Here is an 18,983-nt window from a genome sequence, read left to right on the forward strand (position 1 = left end):
CCACTGCGATGCCGCAGCCGGTCGACAGCCCTCAGCCGGAGGCTCCTGCCCACGGCCTGGGCGCGTCGCTCCCCGCCGCCGACACCCGCGCCAAGAGCGAGGGCACGTTCCCCTACGCCTCCGACCTGTGGGCGGAGGGCCTGCTGTGGGCCGCGCTGCTGCGCTCCCCGCACCCGCATGCCCGCATCGTGTCCGTGGACACCTCCGCGGCTCTCGAGATGCCGGGCGTACACGCGGTGATCACCCACCAGGACATCCCCGGGGACGGCGCGTACGGCAGGCGCATCGCCGACCGGCCCGTCTTCGCGTCGGAGGTCGTCCGCCACCACGGCGAGGCGATCGCGGCGGTCGCCGCCGACCACCCCGACACGGCCCGCCTCGCGGCGGCCGCCATCGCGGTGGAGTACGAGGTCCTCGACCCGGTCACCGACCCCGAGAAGGCCTTCGCCGCCGAACCGCTGCACCCCGACGGCAACCTCATCCGCCACATCCCGCTCCGCTACGGCGACCCGGACGCGACGGGCGAGGTGATCGTCGAAGGCCTGTACCGCATCGGTCGCCAGGACCCGGCCCCCATCGGCGCCGAGGCCGGCCTCGCCGTGCCCCGCCCCGACGGCGGCGTCGAGCTCTACGTGGCGTCCACCGACCCGCACACGGACCGCGACCTCGCCGCGGCCTGCTTCGGCCTCGAACCGGAACGCGTCAAGGTCGTCGTCACCGGCGTGCCGGGCGCGACGGGCGACCGCGAGGACCCGGGCTTCCAGCTGCCCCTCGGCCTGCTCGCACTTCGTACCGGCTGCCCGGTCAAACTCGCCGCCACCCGCGAGGAGTCCTTCCTCGGCCACGCCCACCGCCACCCGACGCTGCTGCGCTACCGGCACCACGCGGACGCGGAGGGCCACCTCGTCAAGGTCGAGGCACAACTGCTGCTCGACGCGGGCGCGTACGCCGACGCCTCCTCCGAGTCACTGGCCGCCGCCGTCGCGTTCGCCTGCGGGCCGTACGTCGTCCCGCACGCCCACATCGAGGGCTGGGCGGTACGCACGAACAACCCGCCCTCCGGCCATGTACGGGGCGAGGGTGCGATGCAGGTCTGCGCCGCGTACGAGGCACAGATGGACAAGCTCGCCGCGAAACTGGGCCTGGACCAGACCGAGATCCGCCTGCGCAACGTCCTCGCCACCGGCGACATCCTGCCCACCGGCCAGACCGTCACCTGCCCCGCCCCCGTCGCCGAACTGCTCCAGGCCGTACGCGACTTCCCGCTGCCGCCCCTCCCCAAGGACTCCCCGGAGGACGACTGGCTCCTCCCCGGCGGCCCCGAAGGAGCCGGCGAACCGGGCGCGGTACGCCGTGGCGTCGGCTACGCCCTCGGCATGGTCCACATGCTCGGCGCGGAAGGCACCGACGAGGTTTCGACGGCCACGGTCAAGGTCCACGACGGAGTCGCCACGGTCATCTGCGCGGCCGTCGAGACCGGCTCCGGATTCACGACGCTCGCCCGCCAGATCGTCCAGGAGACCCTGGGCATCGACGACGTCCGCGTCGCCTCCGTGGACACCGACCAGCCACCGGCCGGCCCCGCCGCCCACGGCCGCCACACCTGGGTGTCGGGCGGCGCGGTCGAACGCGCCGCGAAGATGGTCCGCACACAGCTTCTCCAGCCGCTGGCCCACAAGTTCGGCATGTCCACCGAACTGCTCCAGATCACCGACGGCAAGATCACGTCGTACGACGGCGTCCTGTCGACGACGGTCACCGAGGCGATGGACGGCAAGGAACTCTGGGCCACCGCCCAGTGCCGCCCCCACCCCACAGAGCCGCTCGACGAGTCGGGCCAGGGCGACGCCTTCGTCGGCCTGGCGTTCTGCGCGATCCGGGCGGTGGTGGACGTCGACATCGAACTGGGCTCGATCCGCGTGGTCGAGATGGCGGTGGCCCAGGACGTCGGCCGCGTCCTCAACCCCGCCCAGCTGGCCACCCGCATAGAGGCCGGCGTCACCCAGGGCGTCGGCGCGGCCCTCACGGAGAACCTCCGCACGGCCCGCGGCGTGATCCGCCACCCCGACCTCACCGGCTACGCCCTCCCGACAGCCCTGGACGCGCCGGACATTCGCATCGTGAAACTCGTCGAGGAACGCGACGTGGTGGCCCCCTTCGGCGCCAAGCCCGCGAGCGCCGCGCCGGTGGTCACGTCCCCGGCCGCGGTCGCTTCCGCGGTCCGCGCGGCCACGGGCCGCCCGATCAACCGCCTGCCGATCCGACCGCAGGCGGCGGTGGCTGTTCCAAACTCGTGACGTAGTCGGCGGGTTGCTAGTGCAATCCAGGGATGCGCTGTGTCATGCCCACTCGGTAGAGTGATCCCTGCAGACGTGTGTAAACGGGGAGGCATTCGTGGCGGAGGACGACGGGACGGGGCGGCCGGTGTCGCTGGGGGCACTTGGGCTCATCCCCTTCGCGGGTACGGCGATGGCCGCGGCCAAGCTGGTCACCGAACTTGAGTCGATGTCGACCTTCAAGAGGGAGATCGACAAGTTGCTCATCGAACTTGAGAGTTCAGAGGCCGCGCCCGACAAGGTCACCGCGGACCGGCTGGAACCAAGTCACTTCGGAAGCGCCTCGTTCGGTGAAAGCGCGTACCTGTACAGCGTCTACACAAGCGTTCATGACCAGCTCGAGAAGCTGTCCAAGATTCTCGCCCTGCAGGTGGACGGGCTGAGCATCGCCGTGGCCGCTTCCCAGGTCGGCTACGAGAACATCGACTACGACATCAGGCAACGCATGCGGCAACTCGCCGTTGAAGTGGAGCGGCAGCAGCCCAGCGACCAGACGCAGCAGACCGGCGGAAACCAGCAGTCCGGTGGCAATGGTGGAACGCACCAGGGCGACACCGACTTCAGCATCTGAAGCAGGGGGGATTGCGGAAATGGTGGTTCTCCATGGCTGACGGTTCGAAGAACCCGATCTCGGCCCCGAAGCCCAAGCAGACGGACTTCGAGGCGCAGACGCATGATGCCCTCCTGGCGATGATCGAAGGCACCAACGCCGAATCGGCCGCTCAGCTCGCGAAGAAGCTGTCCGCAGCCGCGTCCACGATCACGAAGGTCGGTGAGGGCATGAAGGCCCACATGACCCGGGTCGTGTGGGAGGGCGAGGGCGGCCAGGCCTTCAAGGACTGGGGACACGAGGCCTCCATGGCCACCCTGGAACTCGGGAAGTACAGCGAGGGTGCCGCGCTGGTCCTGGAGCAGGTGGCCACGGCCATCGCCCAGGCGAAGGCGGCTGTGCCGAAGAAGGACGGGTCGCTCGAAACCCGGGAGCAGAACGCCCGTGAGCTGTTGCGGGCTGCCATGAAGGATCCCGGGGCGGGCGCGAATGCGGAGATCCAGGCCCAGAAGCAGCTGTCGGGCGCGGTAGCCGCTCAGGAGCGGCGACGCCTCGAAGCGGCCGACCAGCTAAGGAAGCTGGCCCAGACGTACACGCATTCAGGGCAGCGGATCCAGAGCATGCCGGTGCCGAAGTTCCCGCCGCCGCCGGGGCAGTTCGTTCCCGAACGGCAGATGGTCAGCGGCTCACGCTTTGTGGGTGCGACGGGGGATTCCTACAGTAAGGCATCGTCGGAGGACTCGTACGTTGCGGTGGAACGCCGGACGGTGACCGCTGAGCCGACAACTGCGAACCCCACTGAGCCCAGCACGACTGCGCCGAACCCAGTGGTTCATCCGGATCGTCCCGTGGACATGGAAATCGACGGCGTTGAGACGCTGCCGCCTCCGACGACGTCCAACCCTCCAACGGTACCGACGGGTCCTGCCCAGCCCGTGGCGCGGCCGGATGTGCCCATGGGACCGATCCCTTCCACGTTCGGCGGGGGTAAACCCACGACGACGGTCCCAGGGCCGACTGGTAACCGGCAGGCTCTGACTGGTCGAGGACTGGCCCTACCCACTCAAAGCCCCCTGGGAAGTACGCCCCCAGGACGGGCTGGCGGGGGCAACGGCATCGTGGGAGGACGCCCAGTTCCTCCGACTACCGGACGTGCCACTGGCGGGATCCCCAGAGGCACTGTTGTCGGTGGCGACCCGATGACGGGGCGTGGCACCGGAGGAGTGCCTCATAGCGGTGGAGGCCCTGTGGGTGGACAGGGTCTGCATGGAGGAGGCCGCCGCCTGTCCTCTGAGCCCGGTGGCTTGGTCGGCGGCAGGCCGCAACAGCCTCAAGCAGGGGGGCGCCCGTTCACCCCAGGCGGTACCGGCCTCGTCCGTAACGCGGCTGCGGACAACAGCCGACATGGGCAGGCGGGAGCCGGCGTCCGGGCCCCCAACACGCACACCGATGGGCGACGACGTGACCGTGAGGACACAGAGCGGCCGGACTACCTCACGGAAGATGACGAGACGTGGCAGCAAGGTAATCGTCGTATCGTGCCGCCAGTCATCGACTAATCCATAGGCGAACAGAGGAAGACGATGCACACCAGCAGTCAGCGAGTAGCCCTGCGCGGGCGCGCCGTATCCGTCGCGTTGGGAGTGCTGCTGGTGGGCATCGCCTCAACACCGGCTCACGCGGAATCCGTTCGCGAACGTCAGTGGCACCTTGACGCGATGCATGCCGATGAAATGTGGCGAGTGAGTACGGGTAAGGGCATAACCGTCGCGGTGATCGACACTGGCGTGGATGACCGTCTTCCTGACTTGAAGGGACAAGTCCTTCCAGGACTCAACCTCTCGAAGGAACCAGGTGACGAGAATTCCGACTACGATGGTCACGGTTCGAGCATGGCCGTCATCATTGCCGGAACAGGCAAGAAGTCGGCGGATACAGGTTCCTTCGGCCTTGCGCCTGGAACGAAGATCCTCCCCGTCAGAATGCCTAAGGTCAACCAAGGCACTAAGTTGGCCCAGAACCCGGAGCTGTGGAATAGGTCGCTCAGTCAGGCCATTCGCTATGCAGCAGACGGCGGTGCCAGGGTCATCAATATTTCTCTGGCAGGCAGTGAGACAAGAGACAATGTAGCCCAGTCCGTGAAGTATGCCTTGGACAAGGGATCGTTGATTTTCGCCGGCGTTGGAAACGATGGCGACGAGGGTAATCGGGTCCTCTATCCGGCGGCCACCCCTGGCGTGGTCGGAGTTTCAGCGGTTGACAAGAACGGAACCGCAACGAAGGAGTCCCAGCGCGGCCCTCAGGTCGATCTCGCTGCCCCAGGCGACGACATCATCGCGGCATGCCCTGGACGTACACAGCTCTGCGAGAGCCACGGTACAAGTGACGCCACTGCCCTCGCGTCCGCCTCTGCCGCCCTGATCTGGTCCAAGCATCCGGAGTGGACCAATAACCAAGTCCTGCGCGTGATGATGAACACGGCCGGCAAGGCGAAGAGTGGCAAGGTCCGCACTGACTTCGGTGGCTACGGAGTTGTTCGCCCGCGCATCGCTCTCAAGACCCCCGGCGACCCCGGTCCCGCTGATGAGTACCCGCTCCCAGACTTGGCGGCCGCCGATCCCGAGCCGTCTCCAGAGGCATCCACGACGCCTGCCGGCGGTAGCGAGGAAAGCGGACCTGCGCCGTCGGAGCAGTCGGCCAAGGCGGCGCCCGCCTCCGACGAGGGCGGCAAGACCGGCCTGTGGATTGCTCTTGGTTTGGGCGCGGCGGTGCTTGTCGGTGGTGCCGTCACCGTCATGGTCGCCCGGTCCCGGCGTCAGAGCGTCCTGCCTACTGCAGTGCCCGCGATGGGCGCCGGGCAGCAGGCGTATCACCCCTTTCCACAGCCACCGCAGCCGCCCTGGCAGCAGCCCTCCGGGCCGGCTCAGGTGCCCCCTCCTCCTCCGTCCGAGCCGCCGCAGTCCCGTTCGTAACTGTTGCCGTTCGAATGCCCAAAAGGGCTCGCGGTGATGGGGAGCGCAACCGACCGTTGGTGATCACCGGTGCGGCGGGGCCCCCGTTCGTATTTCGACCGTGGCGCGGCAGCGCCTACCCGGCTGACTTAGCGCCAACTGCCCTGTAAGCCTTTGCGCCTCGGGTAGCCGGTGCTGAATAAGGAGCGACATGTCTTTCGACGAGGAGTGGCGCACCGAGCGATCTCGCGCGGGGATGCGGCTCAACCAGGCAGCGCCTGCTGGAGGCGGTGGCGGTGGAGCGTCCGACTACAAGGTCACCTCAAAGGACTTGAAGGCCATCGGTAACGAGGCGCAGGAGCTCTTTCATGCGTTCGAAACCGATGCCTTCCACGCAGGGGCCCAGACCGGCACGGCTTCCAATCAGCTGAACGAGGACGGTTTCGCTACCGGACGGGGTATGTGGCGGGCGTGGGACAAGTGGCGTTCACAATCAGAGACGCTGCTGAGCGCCTGCGCGCACATACACAATCACCTTGAGGATACTGTTGTCACGCACGTGAACCACGAAGAAGAGCTGAAGACAAATTTCTCCATGTCCAAGATTCTCCAGCACTTCAGTTGAGGGGTTTGCAATGCCGACGTTCAGTCAGGTCCTCCAGGTTCGCCTCAGCAGTTTGAACGAGGCTGTGACGGACTGGGGCGAGACCTTCGATAAATTGAAGAAACTCGAGGAGAAGGCTGACAACGGGCTCCGCGCAAAGGCTGACAAGGCGGACTGGCATGGGGAGAACGCCGGGGTCACACGTCCGTTCGTCACGAAGACTGCCAAGGAGTTCGCGGACGCCGCGAAGGTAGCAGACAGTATCCGTAATGTACTTCGCGATGCCCACACGGAGTTCAAGGCCGCGAAGGAAGCCCTGGAGAAGTTGGTCGAGTCCGCGCCGGCCAAGGGGATCCGTATCGACTCCAATGGTGTCGTCAGCTACCTGATCCATCCGGATCGCCGTAGCAAGGACTACGACGGTCCTGAGCCGCAGCAGAATGACTTCGATGCCATGAGGGCTGCTATCAAGGCTGCCATCGACCGGGCAAACGACGCCGACGAAGTGGCATCCCGAGCATTGCAGACTGTGGTCGGAAAAGACGGGCACGACTTCTCGGGCACCGGGTACGACTCCCTCAAGGACGCCTCCAAGGCGCAGGACGCGCAGGACGCGAAGTCTGCGGCGGACATCGCCAGGAAGGGTGATGAAGCCACGCCGGCAGAAGTCGATCGATTGAACAAGTATTTCAAGGACAACCGGGGCGACCAGTACTTCGCCGAGCGCTTCGCCCTCGAAATCGGCGCGAAGGGCAACCTCGAGTACTGGGCCGACATGAGCGACCCGAGCGAGGGCGCCAGGCTGGGCCTCGAGCACCCCGACAAGCTGAAGGAGTTGCAGAAGAACTGGAGCCTGACGCTTGCCGCTGCCACCCACTCCACCAGCCCTGAGATGGAGCAGTGGAAGGCCGACACGATCAAGGCGGGCAGCGAGCAGATCCAGGTTCGCGGTGCAAGCCCGTACGGCTTCCAGGTCATGAGCAACCTGATGCGCGTGGGGAACTACGACCACAAGTTCCTGAACGACTACGGCAATGCACTAGTGGTGACCGAACGAAAGATGACCCACGACGGTCGCCTCAACCCCCAAGCGACCTGGCAGCAGTTCCCGACGAGCCGTCTCAACTGGATGGGTGGCGACCAGGGCCAGGACCCGATGATCGGGTACATGGAGGCGCTCGGACACAACCCGAAGGCCTCCACTGAATTCTTCAACAGCACTATCGATCTGACACCGGACAACCCCAAAGACGACAAAACGCTCAGCGCCTTCGACTACCTTGCGAAGGACCGTGAGTGGCCCGAAGAGATCAACGGCAAGGGCGATCAGACGAAAGAACCCGGTTACAATGCCCTGGGACACGCACTGGAGTCGGCGACTACAGGGCGTGCCTATGATGCACCGCTCGAAGGTCAGAAGGACATGCGCACGGCTGAGAACGCCGAGGTCATGCAGAAGGTTGTCGAGCGTTACGGCAGCGATGCGAAGCACATGCACGAGCAGCCTGGCATCAGTGACAGTCTAAGTAAGATGGGCGCCGCATACATCGACGAGTTCAACCGCTCACTGGAGCAGGAGAACGAGACGTCGATGGAAGAAATGCCCAACTCTCCCTTCGGTAACAATAGCGCCGACGGAACGTCCAGGTTCGGTGACAAGTTCGACACGGGTCTGCTCTTCAACCGAGGTGACGCGGTCAACTTCATGGGCGTGGTGTCTCAGACCGAAACAGGCCATGCACAATTGTCGGCAGCCCAGTTGCTCTACACCACCAGTGTCATGGACGAAGTGGCTCCGCCTCCCGGTTCCGGGCCGGCCCGAGATCTGGACCTCACCGACGCGAAAACGACGCTCCGAATCGGTGCCGAGACACAGTCGATACTGGACCAATCGCGCATGGGGCAGATCGATCAGGATTACACGAAGGATTCAGAAGAACACAAGAAGGCCGTGGCCAAGACTACCGAGTGGGTGAAGTTCGGCATCGGAGCGGCAGTCGCAGGCGGCGTCGTGGGGCTCACGGGAGGTGCCGGCGGTGTCCTTGTCCCGTTGGCCGCGGAGACAGCAGGTGGTGCGGTGGTGACCTTCCTGGGTATGGAGGCAGGCGACATCGCCGAGAAGTATGAGAAGGACCAACTTCTGAAGCAGAAGTCGGACGACCTCAAGGACGAGGCCCTGAGCACGGGTAAGGAAAACGCGCTCATGCCTGGCCAGGCCTACGCGAGGGCGCCGGGCTGGAATGAATCAGACAGCAACTATCTGGAGGAGGAGTTGACCAAGTACGTCAAGGACAGCCGCCAACACGTCAGGGACAACTCGCTGCCGGACCCGTACGAGAAGCCGTGATATGCGTAACGAACTGAAACTCCTCCTGCCTGCTGTCGTCATCTTCCTGGCTGCCGGTTGCTCGTCCGGATCGGATGGCGAAGGCACCGGCGAACAGGTGGGGAAGCCGCTCGACAGGATCTGCGGTGGCATCTTTGCTCGGGGTGGGACGGTTACTGCTGCGCTCGAGGCGCTCGTGGACGGTACTGCCGTAACTGACGAAGCTTCACAACCGGAAGCGGCCCTGAAAGCGCTTACGGCCCCCGGCGAGGGCAAGGGCGTCGAAGGTGCCCCCTTCTGCCGGGTTCAAGCTGCTGGGAGTGGCGAGTGGTTCTTCAACATCGATGTCCGCCAGGCGTCAGCCGTGCCGAGCGGGGACGACGACATGGGTGGTGATCTCACGTACTTTTCGACCGGCGAGTTGGCTTCCTCGACGGACTCTTTCGCCGCCCTGTACTTCAAGTGCCGCCCGAATGCAGGCGGGCGAGAGATTATTGTCAATGCCGAACTGGAGCAGCTCGACGAAGGTGCTGGCACAGGCAAGGGCATCAGAGTGGACCAGATGACCGTGCTTAACGCTGCGGCGCAGAAGATCGCAGAGAACGTGCGCTGTGGGGAGACGAAGCTAGTCGAAGGCGTTCCTCGTATGGCTGGTTGATCGCAGGCGAGCCTCGCGCTTTCGCGTAGCAGCAGGCCGCCGACCTCGGTTACATCAAGGGCAACTCAAGGAAGACCAGCAGGGGCAGGACCCTGAGACCGGTGGCCAGGGGCTCGCGTGAAGAACCGTAGGAGCGTGCTCGGGGCGCTGACTGCCGCCTCGGTCATCTGCATGGGCGCGGCGGCCTGCAGTGGTGACGGCGCGAGCGACGGGCCGGCCGAAGCGGGCGGTACGAGCGAGACGGCTGCCGCGGCAGAACTCTGCGGCGGCGCCATGTCGCCCGCCGCTCAGAAGGCGCTGGCCTGCCTGACGGGCAGCACGGATCTTGGTTCGACGGATGACGACGACGCCCGGAGTGGCGCGGAGGCGCTTGTCGCCGGTGGGAAACCCTTGAGCACGCCGTCTGGGTCGGCCGTCGAAGCGGATCTCTGTGCGGTCTCGTCGGAGGAGAACTGGGGCAACGGCCCCGCTGATGTGCGCATCATGAGGGTATTGGTTTGGCCAAGTTTCGGAAGCCGTACCGCGCTCAGCCGAGAACGGGCAGGGCCGTCAGCTCCTCACCCGCCGTGACGAACAGCCGGTTGCCGCTTCCCAGGATCATGTGGTTGCCCACGTCCCTGGGGAGGTCGTGTGTCCAGGCTTGCTCGCCCGTGTCGAGAGCCATGGCCCACAGCTGAAGTTCATCGCCGTCTTCGGGGCGCGAGTTGATGGCGCACACCGTGTTGCCCTGCAGGGCCACGGGGCTGTACATGAAGTACGCCTTCGGGGACCTCCACGCCTCGGCCCCGTCGGAGATCCGGTAGCCGAGGACGTAGTGGCCCTGGGTGGCGTAGACGATCTGGCCGTCGACCAGCGGAGGACCCGCGGGACTCATCCTGCCGTCGACCACCTCGCTCTTGGCCCACAGCTCCGAGCCGTCGGCGAGGCTGCGGGCAGTGAGCGTGGCCCCGTTGAAGAGGACCACGTCGCCCTTGACCACCGGCCGGATCGGCGCGAGGTCGATGGACGCCTGATCGGCGAAGTCCCACACCGGACGGCCGCTGCCGGCATCGACGGCGACGACATGGCCCATGCCCGAGGCCACGATCAGGCGGCCCTGTGCCGCCACACCCGACGGCCGGCGCTTCTTGGTGAGGTCGGCCTTGGGCCGCACCGTCCACTGGATCTCGCCGTTCGCTGGGCTGATGCTGCGCAGCCGGCCGTCCTTGGTGCTGACGTACACGGCGGAGTCGTCCGTGGCGATGACCTTGTGAGCGGCTGCCGGCGCCGTCCACCTCGTCTCGCCGGTGGAGGCTACATATGTCACCAGCCGGCCCTTTGCGTCGACGGCCGCAACGAGAGCGTCCGACAGGGAGACGAGCCCCGCCTCCTGGTCGATGTCCTGCGCCGTCCAGCGGCGCTTTCCGTCCACGACACCGTGCGCGGCCACGCCTCCGCGTCATGCCCACTCGGTAGAGTGATCCCTGCAGACGTGTGTAAACGGGGAGGCATTCGTGGCGGAGGACGACGGGACGGGGCGGCCGGTGTACGGCCCGCCGCTGCCGACAGACGGAATGTCCAGTGACGAGCGACAGTTGCGCATGGTCAACCCTGGGCTGGCCGCGATGCTCTACGACCCCGAGTCGATGACGTCGTTCAAGAAGCGCGTCGACGACCTGATCATCAAACTGAACGGTTCCCCTGGGGGCCCGACAAGGTCGCACAGGAGGCGCTGAAGCGGGGCCAGTTCGGCGGCGGAGGGGCGTACTGGGCCGAGGCCAACAACCTCGCGAGTGCGTACGGCAACGTCATCACCCAGCTGAAGCAACTGTCGCAGCTCCTGAAGGACTGTATGGAAGGCATGGGCATCGCGGTCGTGGCCTCCAAGGACGGCTACCAGACCATGGACGACGACGTACGTCGCCGAATGCTGGCCATCCATGAGCGGACGCAGCAGCATTACGACCCGAAGCGCGACCCGGTTGCCCAGGAGAAGGCCAAGGAAGAGCAGCCGGGGCAGACGGACTCCGGGGCGAACGGACAGCCGCCGGCAGGTGGCGACTCGGCCGGTGTCGGCGGGCTCCAGTAGCGGCACGACGGAAGACGTTCGGGACGAAGAGGATCAAACGGGGACGAGTGAGGCGGAGAAGTGGCTGAGATTGCCGGTGGCGGCGGCGGGGGACGGACCAGCTTCGAGGGCCTGACCCACGAGCAGATGTTGGCGTGGCTCGACCAGGCCGACAAGGATTCGGTGAAGGCGGCGGCCGACCGGCTGTCGGAGGCTGCCTTCGACATTCGTGAGATCGCGCAGCAGTTGAAGTTCCGTCCGGAACGGGTGGAGTGGGAGGGCGAGGGTTTCCAGGCCTTCGTCGACTGGGGAGCCAGCCTGTCGAGCGCCACCTTCCGCCTCGCCGACTACAGTGACGAGGCGTCCAAGGCGATGGCGCAAGCAGCGGTCGTGATCGCTGAGGTCAAGAGCGCGATTCCCCGGGACATCGCCGGCTCGAAGGCCAATCTGGAAGCGGCTCTGGAGTACCGGAACGACCCCGACTCGGCCGACATCGCAAGCAAGGCGCGCGCCGACCTGGACAAGAAGCGCCATGAGGCGATCGCGCAGATGAACAAGCTGGCCGAGGCGTACGACCAGTCCAAGACGCGGATGGAAGCGCAGAAACTGCCGACTTTCCAGCCGCCGCCGGACCGCTTCGTGCCGGAGGGAGGCGTGCGCGGCGGTAGCGACGACCTCTCCCGCTCCAGTGCTGCAGGCTCCGTCCGGCAGTCCGACGTCGCTCCGTATGCGCAGCCTGTGAACCGCGACTCTGCACGGGCCGAAACGGTTGAGCGGACAGAAGTTGTCAGTCCGCCGGCACCCCGGCAGGAGCGCCCTGTCGCCATGGAGATCGACAGTGTCGAGACTCTGCCCCCGGTTACCCCCAACGTGCCTCCAGTCACTCCCGCGCCGGGGCCGGTGCGGCCCGAGACCGGAGGACTTCCTCCGGTCGGCCCGTTGGCGCCTGTGACCAATGCTGGAAAGCCGGTGTCTCCCGTGACGCCTACGGGTAAGCCAGGACCCGGTGGGCGTTCCCCCGTTCTGCCCGGACAGGGCGGCGGGCCAGGACCTGCGAGTCAGGCATCTCGGCTGCCTCGCGACAGCGGGATCACGGGCGGGCGACAGGTGCCATCAACTACAGGGAAGCCGACCGTCGGTATCCCGCGGAGTACGGTCGTCGGCAACGAGAGTGTCCATGGGCGACAGCCAATGGCTCCTGGTGGCGGGATGACAGGCGGCATGAATTCCGGGCAGGGTGCGACCGGCCGTCGTCTTGCCGGCGAGACCGGCGGTGTCATCGGCGGCCGGCCGCAGCAGCCAGGTGCTGCCGGCGCCCGCCCCTTCACACCAGGCGGCTCTGGTCTGGTGCGGGGGGCAACCGGCGGATCCGCGGGGCAGAGCTCCGGCCAGCCGTTCATGCGCGGCGCTGCTCCCTCGAGCCAGGGTGCCGGCGAGAGGCGTCCCGAGCCGAATGGTGAACGCCCTGATTACCTCGTCGAGGACGAGGAGACATGGCGGGCGAGCCGGCGTGTGGCGCCGCCTGTCATCGATTGATCGTCGAGCACAAGATTGAGGAAGTAGATGACGACCAGCAGTAGCCATCCCCTGCGTGGGCGCGTTGTCGGAGTGGCCACTTTGGGGCTGTTGCTGCTGGGTGTCGCCAGCACGCCTGCTCATGCAGAGACCATCCGGTCCAAGCAGTGGCACCTGGATGCCATGGGGGCGGAGGAGATCTGGCAGATCAGTACGGGAAAGGGCGTTGAAGTCGCCGTCATTGACACCGGTGTGGACGCCACAAACGGCGACCTCCGAGGGCAGGTGCTCCAAGGCAAGGACTTGGCCCCGAGGAGAAGGGCGATGAGCGGACCGACTACAACGGTCACGGCACGGGCATGGCGGGCATCATCGCAGGTACCGGCAAGAGCGGTAGCGGTGACGGTGCTTTCGGCCTCGCTCCGGACGCCACGATTGTCCCGATCCGGATCCCCGACGTGGGCTTTGACAACAATCGGCCGGAAGTGATCGCTCAGTCCAATAAGGCCACGGCCGCAGCGATCAAATACGCAGCTGATCAGGACATCAAGATCATCAGTATGTCCATCGGTTGGACCAAAGGTTCCTCAGAGCTGGACGACGCGGTGAAGTATGCGCTTGATCGCGGTTCGCTGCTTTTCGCCTCCGTCGGCAACAGCGGTGATGTGGACAACGATCCTGAGTATCCGGGAGCCACACCTGGGGTCGTTGGTGTCAGCGCCATCGGAAAGGATCTCAAGAAGACCAAGGAATCGCAGTACGGCGTGCAGGTCGACTTGGCCGCCCCCGGCGATGACATCGTGCACGCTTGCGGCGGGAAGACCGGCCTCTGCACAGGTCACGGCACCAGTGCCGCCACCGCTCTCGCCTCCGCCACCGCCGCCCTCATCTGGTCCAAGCATCCCGAATGGACCAACAACCAGGTCCTCCGGGTCATGCTCAACACAGTGAGCTCCCCGACCAGTGGCAACAAGCGCAACGACTACGTCGGTTATGGCGCAGTGCGGCCCCTGCGGGCCCTCAAGACGCCGGGCGACCCGGGGCCGGCCGACGAGTATCCGCTTCCGGACCTGGCCGCTGCCGCCTCGCCGACGCCCTCGGCGGGAGCGGCCGAGCCCGCGCCCGGCAAGGATGCGGAGACGGGTCGGCCCGCGGACACCGCGTCCGACGCCCAGGACGACAGCAATGCCCCGCTCTGGATCGCTCTGGGAGTGGGCGCGGCGGCGATTGTCGGTGCGGCAGTGGCGCTGGTGGCGCGTTCCCGGCGTAGCTGACGGCCACGGTCGGTGCACGAGCACCACCGGCCGTCCGTGAGCCGGTTCACCGCGGGCGGCCGACGCTGAACCTCCAGCTGTCCGCGGCTGACCGAAGCTACCGGAGCTGTGGTCAGAAGACCGGCAGCGCGGTCAGCGAGTGCGAGTCGTGGAAGAAGACGCGGTTGCCACCGACCGCGATGCCCCAACGGTTGCCCTCGCCCGCCCTGTACATCATGCGTAGCCGGCCGGACTCAAGCTCCAGGCCACTGACCTGCGGTGACAACGCGTTCGTGTCGACGATCCAGACTCCCGCGCCCTGGCTCCGCATGGGGCCGTTGCCACCGCCCCTCCGCCACAGGGTCCTGCCCGTCTCGGGGTCGAGGCGATGAGGCCAGTCGCCACGCGCGGCGAACAGCATTCCTGCGTACACGGTGGGACTGCGCCAAGGCTCGGGCTCACCCAAGTAGTTTTCGTCCAAGGGGAGCGACCAGAGCTCCTTGCCGTCATCGATCCGCAGGGCTGCAAGCGTCCTTCCGCCGAGGTAGACGACGCCGTCCTGGTGCGCCGGGAACAACGCCTGCTCGGCCTGGCGCCTGCGCTCCCAGACCTTGCGGCCGTCCACGGTGTCGAACGTGATGACGTCGCCCCCTGCCGCGGAGACCACGACACGGCCTTCCACTGCCATGCCCACCGGCCGTAGTTCGGTGCGCAGGTTCACGCCGGCCCCGACCGTCCAGCGGATCTTCGCGTCGGAGCGGCCGACGGATCGCAGCCGGCCGTTTCTCGTGACGACATACACGGATTCGTCGTCCGCAGCCAGCAGCGATGCCGCTTCGGCGGGGGCCGTCCACTTGGCTTCGCCGGTGGAGGGCACATGGGTACGAAGGGTGCCCTCCGCGTCGACCACGACTACGAGGCGGTCGGACAGCGACAGATAGCGGCGGGACGGGACGGCTTTCGCGACCCGCCAGCGCTGCTTTCCCGTCACGACGTCGAATGCCGCCACGCCGCCCGCCTTGGCGCCGATGACGACGACATCGCCCACCGCGAGGATCGGGGAGGTGTCGGCCGCGACCACCGGAAGAGGCCCCCACAGCGGTGTCGGAGCTTCTCCCACGATGTACTCACCGGCGTTTGCGTCCAGGGGCTTCGCGGCCTTGGCCGGCACCGCCGGCGGGATGTCGAACGGGTCCGTCAGCCCCTTACCTCCGGTGCCTGCTCCGGAGTCGTCGCCCAGCGACAACCACGCTGCAGCACCGGATCCTGCCGCGAGGGTGCCGCCCGCCGTGAGAAGTGTCAGCAAGCGCCGGCGGGATAGCGGCTGACGCCCGCCCGCCGTTGTGATCAGGTTCCGGTTTTCCGTCTCGCGCGCTTTGATGTCGGCGGCCAGCGGACCGGTCCGCCACACACGGTGCGCGCCCTTGGGCGGTGCGAACGCTGCCGCGATCTGGCCGGGAGCGGGCCGCTGGATCGCGTTCTTCGCCAGACAGGGACCGATGAGTGCCTGGAGCTCAGCGGAGACGTGACTCAAATCCGGTTGGCCGTGCACGACTTCGTACTGCACGGCTGCCACATGTCCCCCGTCGAAGGCCCGACGGCCGCTCGCCGCGAATACCAGGACGGCGCCCAGCGAAAAGACATCGGCAGGTGGACCGACGCGGTGGCCGAGGACCTGCTCCGGGGCCCCATAACCCGGCGTGACCGGGGTCAGGCCGGTGGTGGTGAGGGTCAGGCCGTGTTCCGGGCGGGCAATGCCGAAATCGATGACGCGTGGTCCCGATGACGTCAGGACGATGTTCGCGGGTTTCAGGTCACGGTGGATCAGTCCGGCGGCGTGGATGCCGTGGAGCGTACGGGAGAGAGCGCGCGCGAGGGCCCGTACCGTCGAATCGTCCATCGGACCGTAGGCCCTGATGGCCTCGTCCAGCGTCGGCCCGACAAGGAACTCGCTCGCGATCCAGGGGCGCCCACCCTCGGTCTGCGCGGCCAGGACCCGCGCCACGCCCTTGCTGGTGACCGCCTGAGCCATCTCCGCCTCGCGTACGAAACGCTGCGCTAGGTGCTGGTCTCCGACCAGTTCCGGGCGCAGCACCTTCACGGCGGCGAGGCGGCCGCTGCTGTCCTGACCGTAGTAGACCTTGCCCATCCCCCCTTCGCCGAGCACCCCGCGGAGGCGATATGGGCCGAGTCGGAGCGGGTCACCGGTATTGAGCGGCTTCATGGAGGTGCTTCCAGAGGTGGTCGGTGGGTGGCTCGTACGGGACGGGAAACGCAGGCTCACTCCAGTCGGTACCCCGCGATGAGCGGGCCGCCGAGAGAGAAGATCATCCCGGTGGGCTCATGAGCGATGAAGCGAGTCCCGGACGTCTTGTACATGCCGGACGTCGTATGTGAGGAGAGATCGATCTGCCGGAGCCCCGAAGGGCCCTTGCTGTACACGAACTTGTCGCCGACAACCGGTGGATCGGTACGGTCTGCCCGCTCGCCCTCCCCGTCCTTCTCCGCCCAGCGCACCTTCCCGTCCGCCGCGCCGACGGCGACGAGTCCCAGGCCTTCTTGAACTGCGTACACGACCCCGTTCTTGACGGTCGGCGGTCCTGAGGAGACGCCCGGCTGGCTGCCGGCAAGGTTCCACGCTTCCTCGCCGTCGGCCAGGCGAAGCGCGCGCAGTGGGCCGAAGCCCAGGTAGACGTGCCGGTTGTCGACGGTGAGCAGGTTTCGAACCCTGTCCGGTTCGACCTCGGTCGCGGGGGTGGACCACAGAGGTTGTCCCGTCCGAGAGTCGTGCACCGCGAGTATCACCTTTCCGGCGGGCGTCTCCTGGAGCAGAACCAGCCGACCGCCGACAACCCGGCCCGCGAGGAAGTGCGGGCTGTTGGTGTCCGGCTTGTGAGGCGGGAGTCGGCGTCGCCACCTCTCGGCGCCCGACCGCATGTCGACAGCCACCAGATACCAGGACTGGCCGCTCTGGAAACCGAGGCGATGGAAGCCGCCCGTGCCGCCGACGAGGTACAGCATGTTGTCGGCGCAGCAGACCAACTGTGCTGTCATGTGGAGGCCGTTGAAGTTCTCGAAAGTGCGCCGTAGCGCGGCCGTCCTGCCGGTCGCCGCATCGACGGAGTCGATCACAAGAGGCTTGAACGAGCCCTCGACGCCGAAGAGATCCCGATCCTGGATGCGGTAGACCTTGTTGCCGTCAGTGGTGACGCGCCATGTCTCCTCGAGATTGAGGGTCGTCCAGGCGCTGTTCCCCGTCCTGGGGTCGAAGGCGGCCAGCCCTCCACCGATCACCAGCATGACCCGGTCGCCGAGAGTGACGGGCATCGGCTCCGCGGCCGGATAGACCTCCAGGTCCAGATCCTCCACCGGGGCGACCTGGACCTGCCAGACATGCTGACGCAGTGGTCCTGAAGCGGTGGGCGAGGGGGCCGCGCCACTGTTGTCCGGTCCCGGTGTGGCGCCAGGATCCTTCGAGCCGAGCCAGCCCCATGCACCCGCCCCGCGACGGCGAGACCGAGTACCGATCCACCGCCTACCGCCAGGAGCCTGCGACGCGCGACGGCCTTGTGATGGGCGCCGGCATCACCCGGAGTGGCCGCCGGTGCTGGAAGCCGCTGGGGGTGGTGGGTCCAGACGTCCGTGGCGCGTCGGGCGATGTCCGTGAGGAGAGGGTGGGGGAGGTGGTCGGCGAACTGACCCCGGCCGTCGTGGAGTCGGGCGGCCAGCTCTCCGGTGGTGGGGCGTTGGTCGGGGTTCTTGTCCAGGCAGCGGCCGATGATGGGGGCGAGGGTCGGTGGGAGGCCGGTGAGGTCGGGTTCGGTGTAGCGGATGCGGTAGAGGAGGTCGGCTGCTTGTCCGGTGCCGAAGGGCGGCCGGCCGGTGGCGGCGTAGGTGAGGAGGCCGGCGAGGGCGAAGGTGTCGCCGGCGGGGGTATGTTCCTGTCCGGTGGCTTGTTCGGGGGACATGTAGGCGGGTGTGCCTGCGGCGGCGCCGGTGCGGGTGAGGTGGTCGTCCCCTGCGGCGCGGGCGATGCCGAAGTCGATGATCTTGGGTCCGTAGGCGGTGATCATGACGTTGGAGGGTTTGAGGTCGCGGTGGACGACGTCCGATGCGTGGAGTTGGGTGAGGGCTCCGGCGAGGGCGGCTCCGATGGCCCGGACGGAGGTTTCGGGGAGGGGCCCGCAGAGGTCGACGGCGTCGTCGAGGGGTGGGCCGAGGACGTATTCGGTGGCGAGCCACGGTGTTTCGGCGTGGGGGTCGGCGTCGTGGACGGTGGCGCCGTGGTGCCCACCGATGATGCAGGCGGCATCGGTCTCGAGGTGGAAGCGGCTGCGGGCGGCCGGGTCCGAGGCGATGGCGGCGTGCATGGTTTTCAGCGCCAGGACGCGTCCGCCAGGCGTACGGGCGAGATAGACGGTGCCCATGCCGCCGTGACCGAGCCGGGCGAGCAGGCGGTGGCCGGCGATCTCGACCGGATCGTCGTGCGTCAAAGAGGAAAGCATCGCCGTCAGACCCCGGACATCCGACGGGCGGCACCTTGCGAAGTCCGGCCGAGACGGGCCGGCGCGCAGTTTCGCCCGTGCATTGGCGCACGTTCCATCTGTGAATCCCCCCGAGGCATGGCTACGCAAGTGGAGCCTACCGGCGCACGCCGCAGCATCCTGCTCCAGGGCGTGTCCCTACCCGACACAGGCCAAGCGGCACTTGGATGTAGAGATGCTGGGCGGGCCATTTGGTCTG

At 67.0% G+C, this 18,983-nt stretch carries 15 protein-coding genes; 11 read left to right on the plus strand and 4 right to left on the minus strand.

The annotated features are described in order from the left end of the window. Positions 1 to 8 precede the first annotated feature (8 nt). From GLX30_RS21875 to GLX30_RS21905, 7 genes are all read left to right on the plus strand, one after another. Positions 9 to 2,297, plus strand: a complete 2,289-nt coding sequence (locus GLX30_RS21875; RefSeq protein WP_244258483.1) for a xanthine dehydrogenase family protein molybdopterin-binding subunit — start codon at positions 9 to 11, stop codon at positions 2,295 to 2,297. 97 nt (positions 2,298 to 2,394) lie between these two features. Continuing rightward, on the plus strand, positions 2,395 to 2,907 hold the full coding sequence (locus GLX30_RS21880; protein WP_159691568.1) for a hypothetical protein: 513 nt from the start codon (positions 2,395 to 2,397) through the stop codon (positions 2,905 to 2,907). Positions 2,908 to 2,939: 32 nt separating this feature from the next. Further along, positions 2,940 to 4,445, plus strand: coding sequence for a hypothetical protein (locus GLX30_RS21885; RefSeq protein WP_159691570.1), 1,506 nt, complete (start codon positions 2,940 to 2,942; stop codon positions 4,443 to 4,445). Between the two features lie 159 nt (positions 4,446 to 4,604). Beyond that, positions 4,605 to 5,858, plus strand: coding sequence for a type VII secretion-associated serine protease mycosin (mycP, locus tag GLX30_RS21890; protein WP_347879779.1), 1,254 nt, complete (start codon positions 4,605 to 4,607; stop codon positions 5,856 to 5,858). 190 nt (positions 5,859 to 6,048) lie between these two features. Beyond that, positions 6,049 to 6,462: a hypothetical protein gene (locus GLX30_RS21895; RefSeq protein ID WP_159691574.1), complete on the plus strand. Its 414-nt coding sequence runs from the start codon at positions 6,049 to 6,051 to the stop codon at positions 6,460 to 6,462. Positions 6,463 to 6,472: 10 nt separating this feature from the next. After that, entirely contained in the window at positions 6,473 to 8,788 is a 2,316-nt protein-coding gene (locus tag GLX30_RS21900) for a hypothetical protein (protein ID WP_159691576.1), read from the plus strand. Position 8,789: 1 nt separating this feature from the next. After that, on the plus strand, positions 8,790 to 9,425 hold the full coding sequence (locus GLX30_RS21905) for a hypothetical protein (protein WP_159691578.1): 636 nt from the start codon (positions 8,790 to 8,792) through the stop codon (positions 9,423 to 9,425). Positions 9,426 to 9,951: 526 nt separating this feature from the next. Here the strand turns inward: GLX30_RS21905 and GLX30_RS21910 are convergent. Next, positions 9,952 to 10,854, minus strand: coding sequence for a PQQ-binding-like beta-propeller repeat protein (locus GLX30_RS21910; protein WP_159691580.1), 903 nt, complete (start codon positions 10,852 to 10,854; stop codon positions 9,952 to 9,954). A 64-nt stretch (positions 10,855 to 10,918) separates the two neighbouring features. On the opposite strand from GLX30_RS21910, the gene GLX30_RS21915 reads away from it, so the two are divergent. The 4 genes from GLX30_RS21915 (at position 10,919) to GLX30_RS21930 (ending at position 14,261) form a co-directional block, all read left to right on the plus strand. Further along, on the plus strand, positions 10,919 to 11,140 hold the full coding sequence (locus GLX30_RS21915; RefSeq protein ID WP_159691582.1) for a hypothetical protein: 222 nt from the start codon (positions 10,919 to 10,921) through the stop codon (positions 11,138 to 11,140). Between the two features lie 125 nt (positions 11,141 to 11,265). Beyond that, positions 11,266 to 11,493 (plus strand): hypothetical protein, encoded by a 228-nt coding sequence (locus tag GLX30_RS21920; RefSeq protein ID WP_159691584.1) that lies wholly within the window; start codon positions 11,266 to 11,268, stop codon positions 11,491 to 11,493. Positions 11,494 to 11,553: 60 nt separating this feature from the next. Next, positions 11,554 to 13,008, plus strand: coding sequence for a hypothetical protein (locus GLX30_RS21925; protein WP_159691586.1), 1,455 nt, complete (start codon positions 11,554 to 11,556; stop codon positions 13,006 to 13,008). A gap of 338 nt (positions 13,009 to 13,346) precedes the next feature. Continuing rightward, positions 13,347 to 14,261 (plus strand): S8 family serine peptidase, encoded by a 915-nt coding sequence (locus GLX30_RS21930; RefSeq protein ID WP_347879780.1) that lies wholly within the window; start codon positions 13,347 to 13,349, stop codon positions 14,259 to 14,261. A gap of 112 nt (positions 14,262 to 14,373) precedes the next feature. Here GLX30_RS21930 and GLX30_RS21935 read toward each other — a convergent pair whose 3' ends face one another. From GLX30_RS21935 to GLX30_RS35425, 3 genes are read right to left on the minus strand one after another with little or no spacing between them, the layout of a single operon-like run. After that, complete coding sequence (locus GLX30_RS21935) at positions 14,374 to 16,464, minus strand: serine/threonine-protein kinase (protein ID WP_159691588.1); 2,091 nt, start codon at positions 16,462 to 16,464, stop codon at positions 14,374 to 14,376. Between the two features lie 56 nt (positions 16,465 to 16,520). Then, a complete protein-coding gene (locus GLX30_RS35420) occupies positions 16,521 to 17,609 on the minus strand; it encodes a PQQ-binding-like beta-propeller repeat protein (RefSeq protein WP_244258245.1) in 1,089 nt (362 codons plus the stop codon). Then, a complete protein-coding gene (locus GLX30_RS35425) occupies positions 17,531 to 18,733 on the minus strand; it encodes a serine/threonine-protein kinase (protein WP_244258246.1) in 1,203 nt (400 codons plus the stop codon). The genes GLX30_RS35420 and GLX30_RS35425 overlap by 79 nt, the downstream gene beginning before the upstream one ends. Between the last annotated feature and the right edge of the window lie 250 nt (positions 18,734 to 18,983).

This window comes from Streptomyces sp. Tu 2975 (genome assembly GCF_009832925.1).
GTDB lineage: Bacteria > Actinomycetota > Actinomycetes > Streptomycetales > Streptomycetaceae > Streptomyces.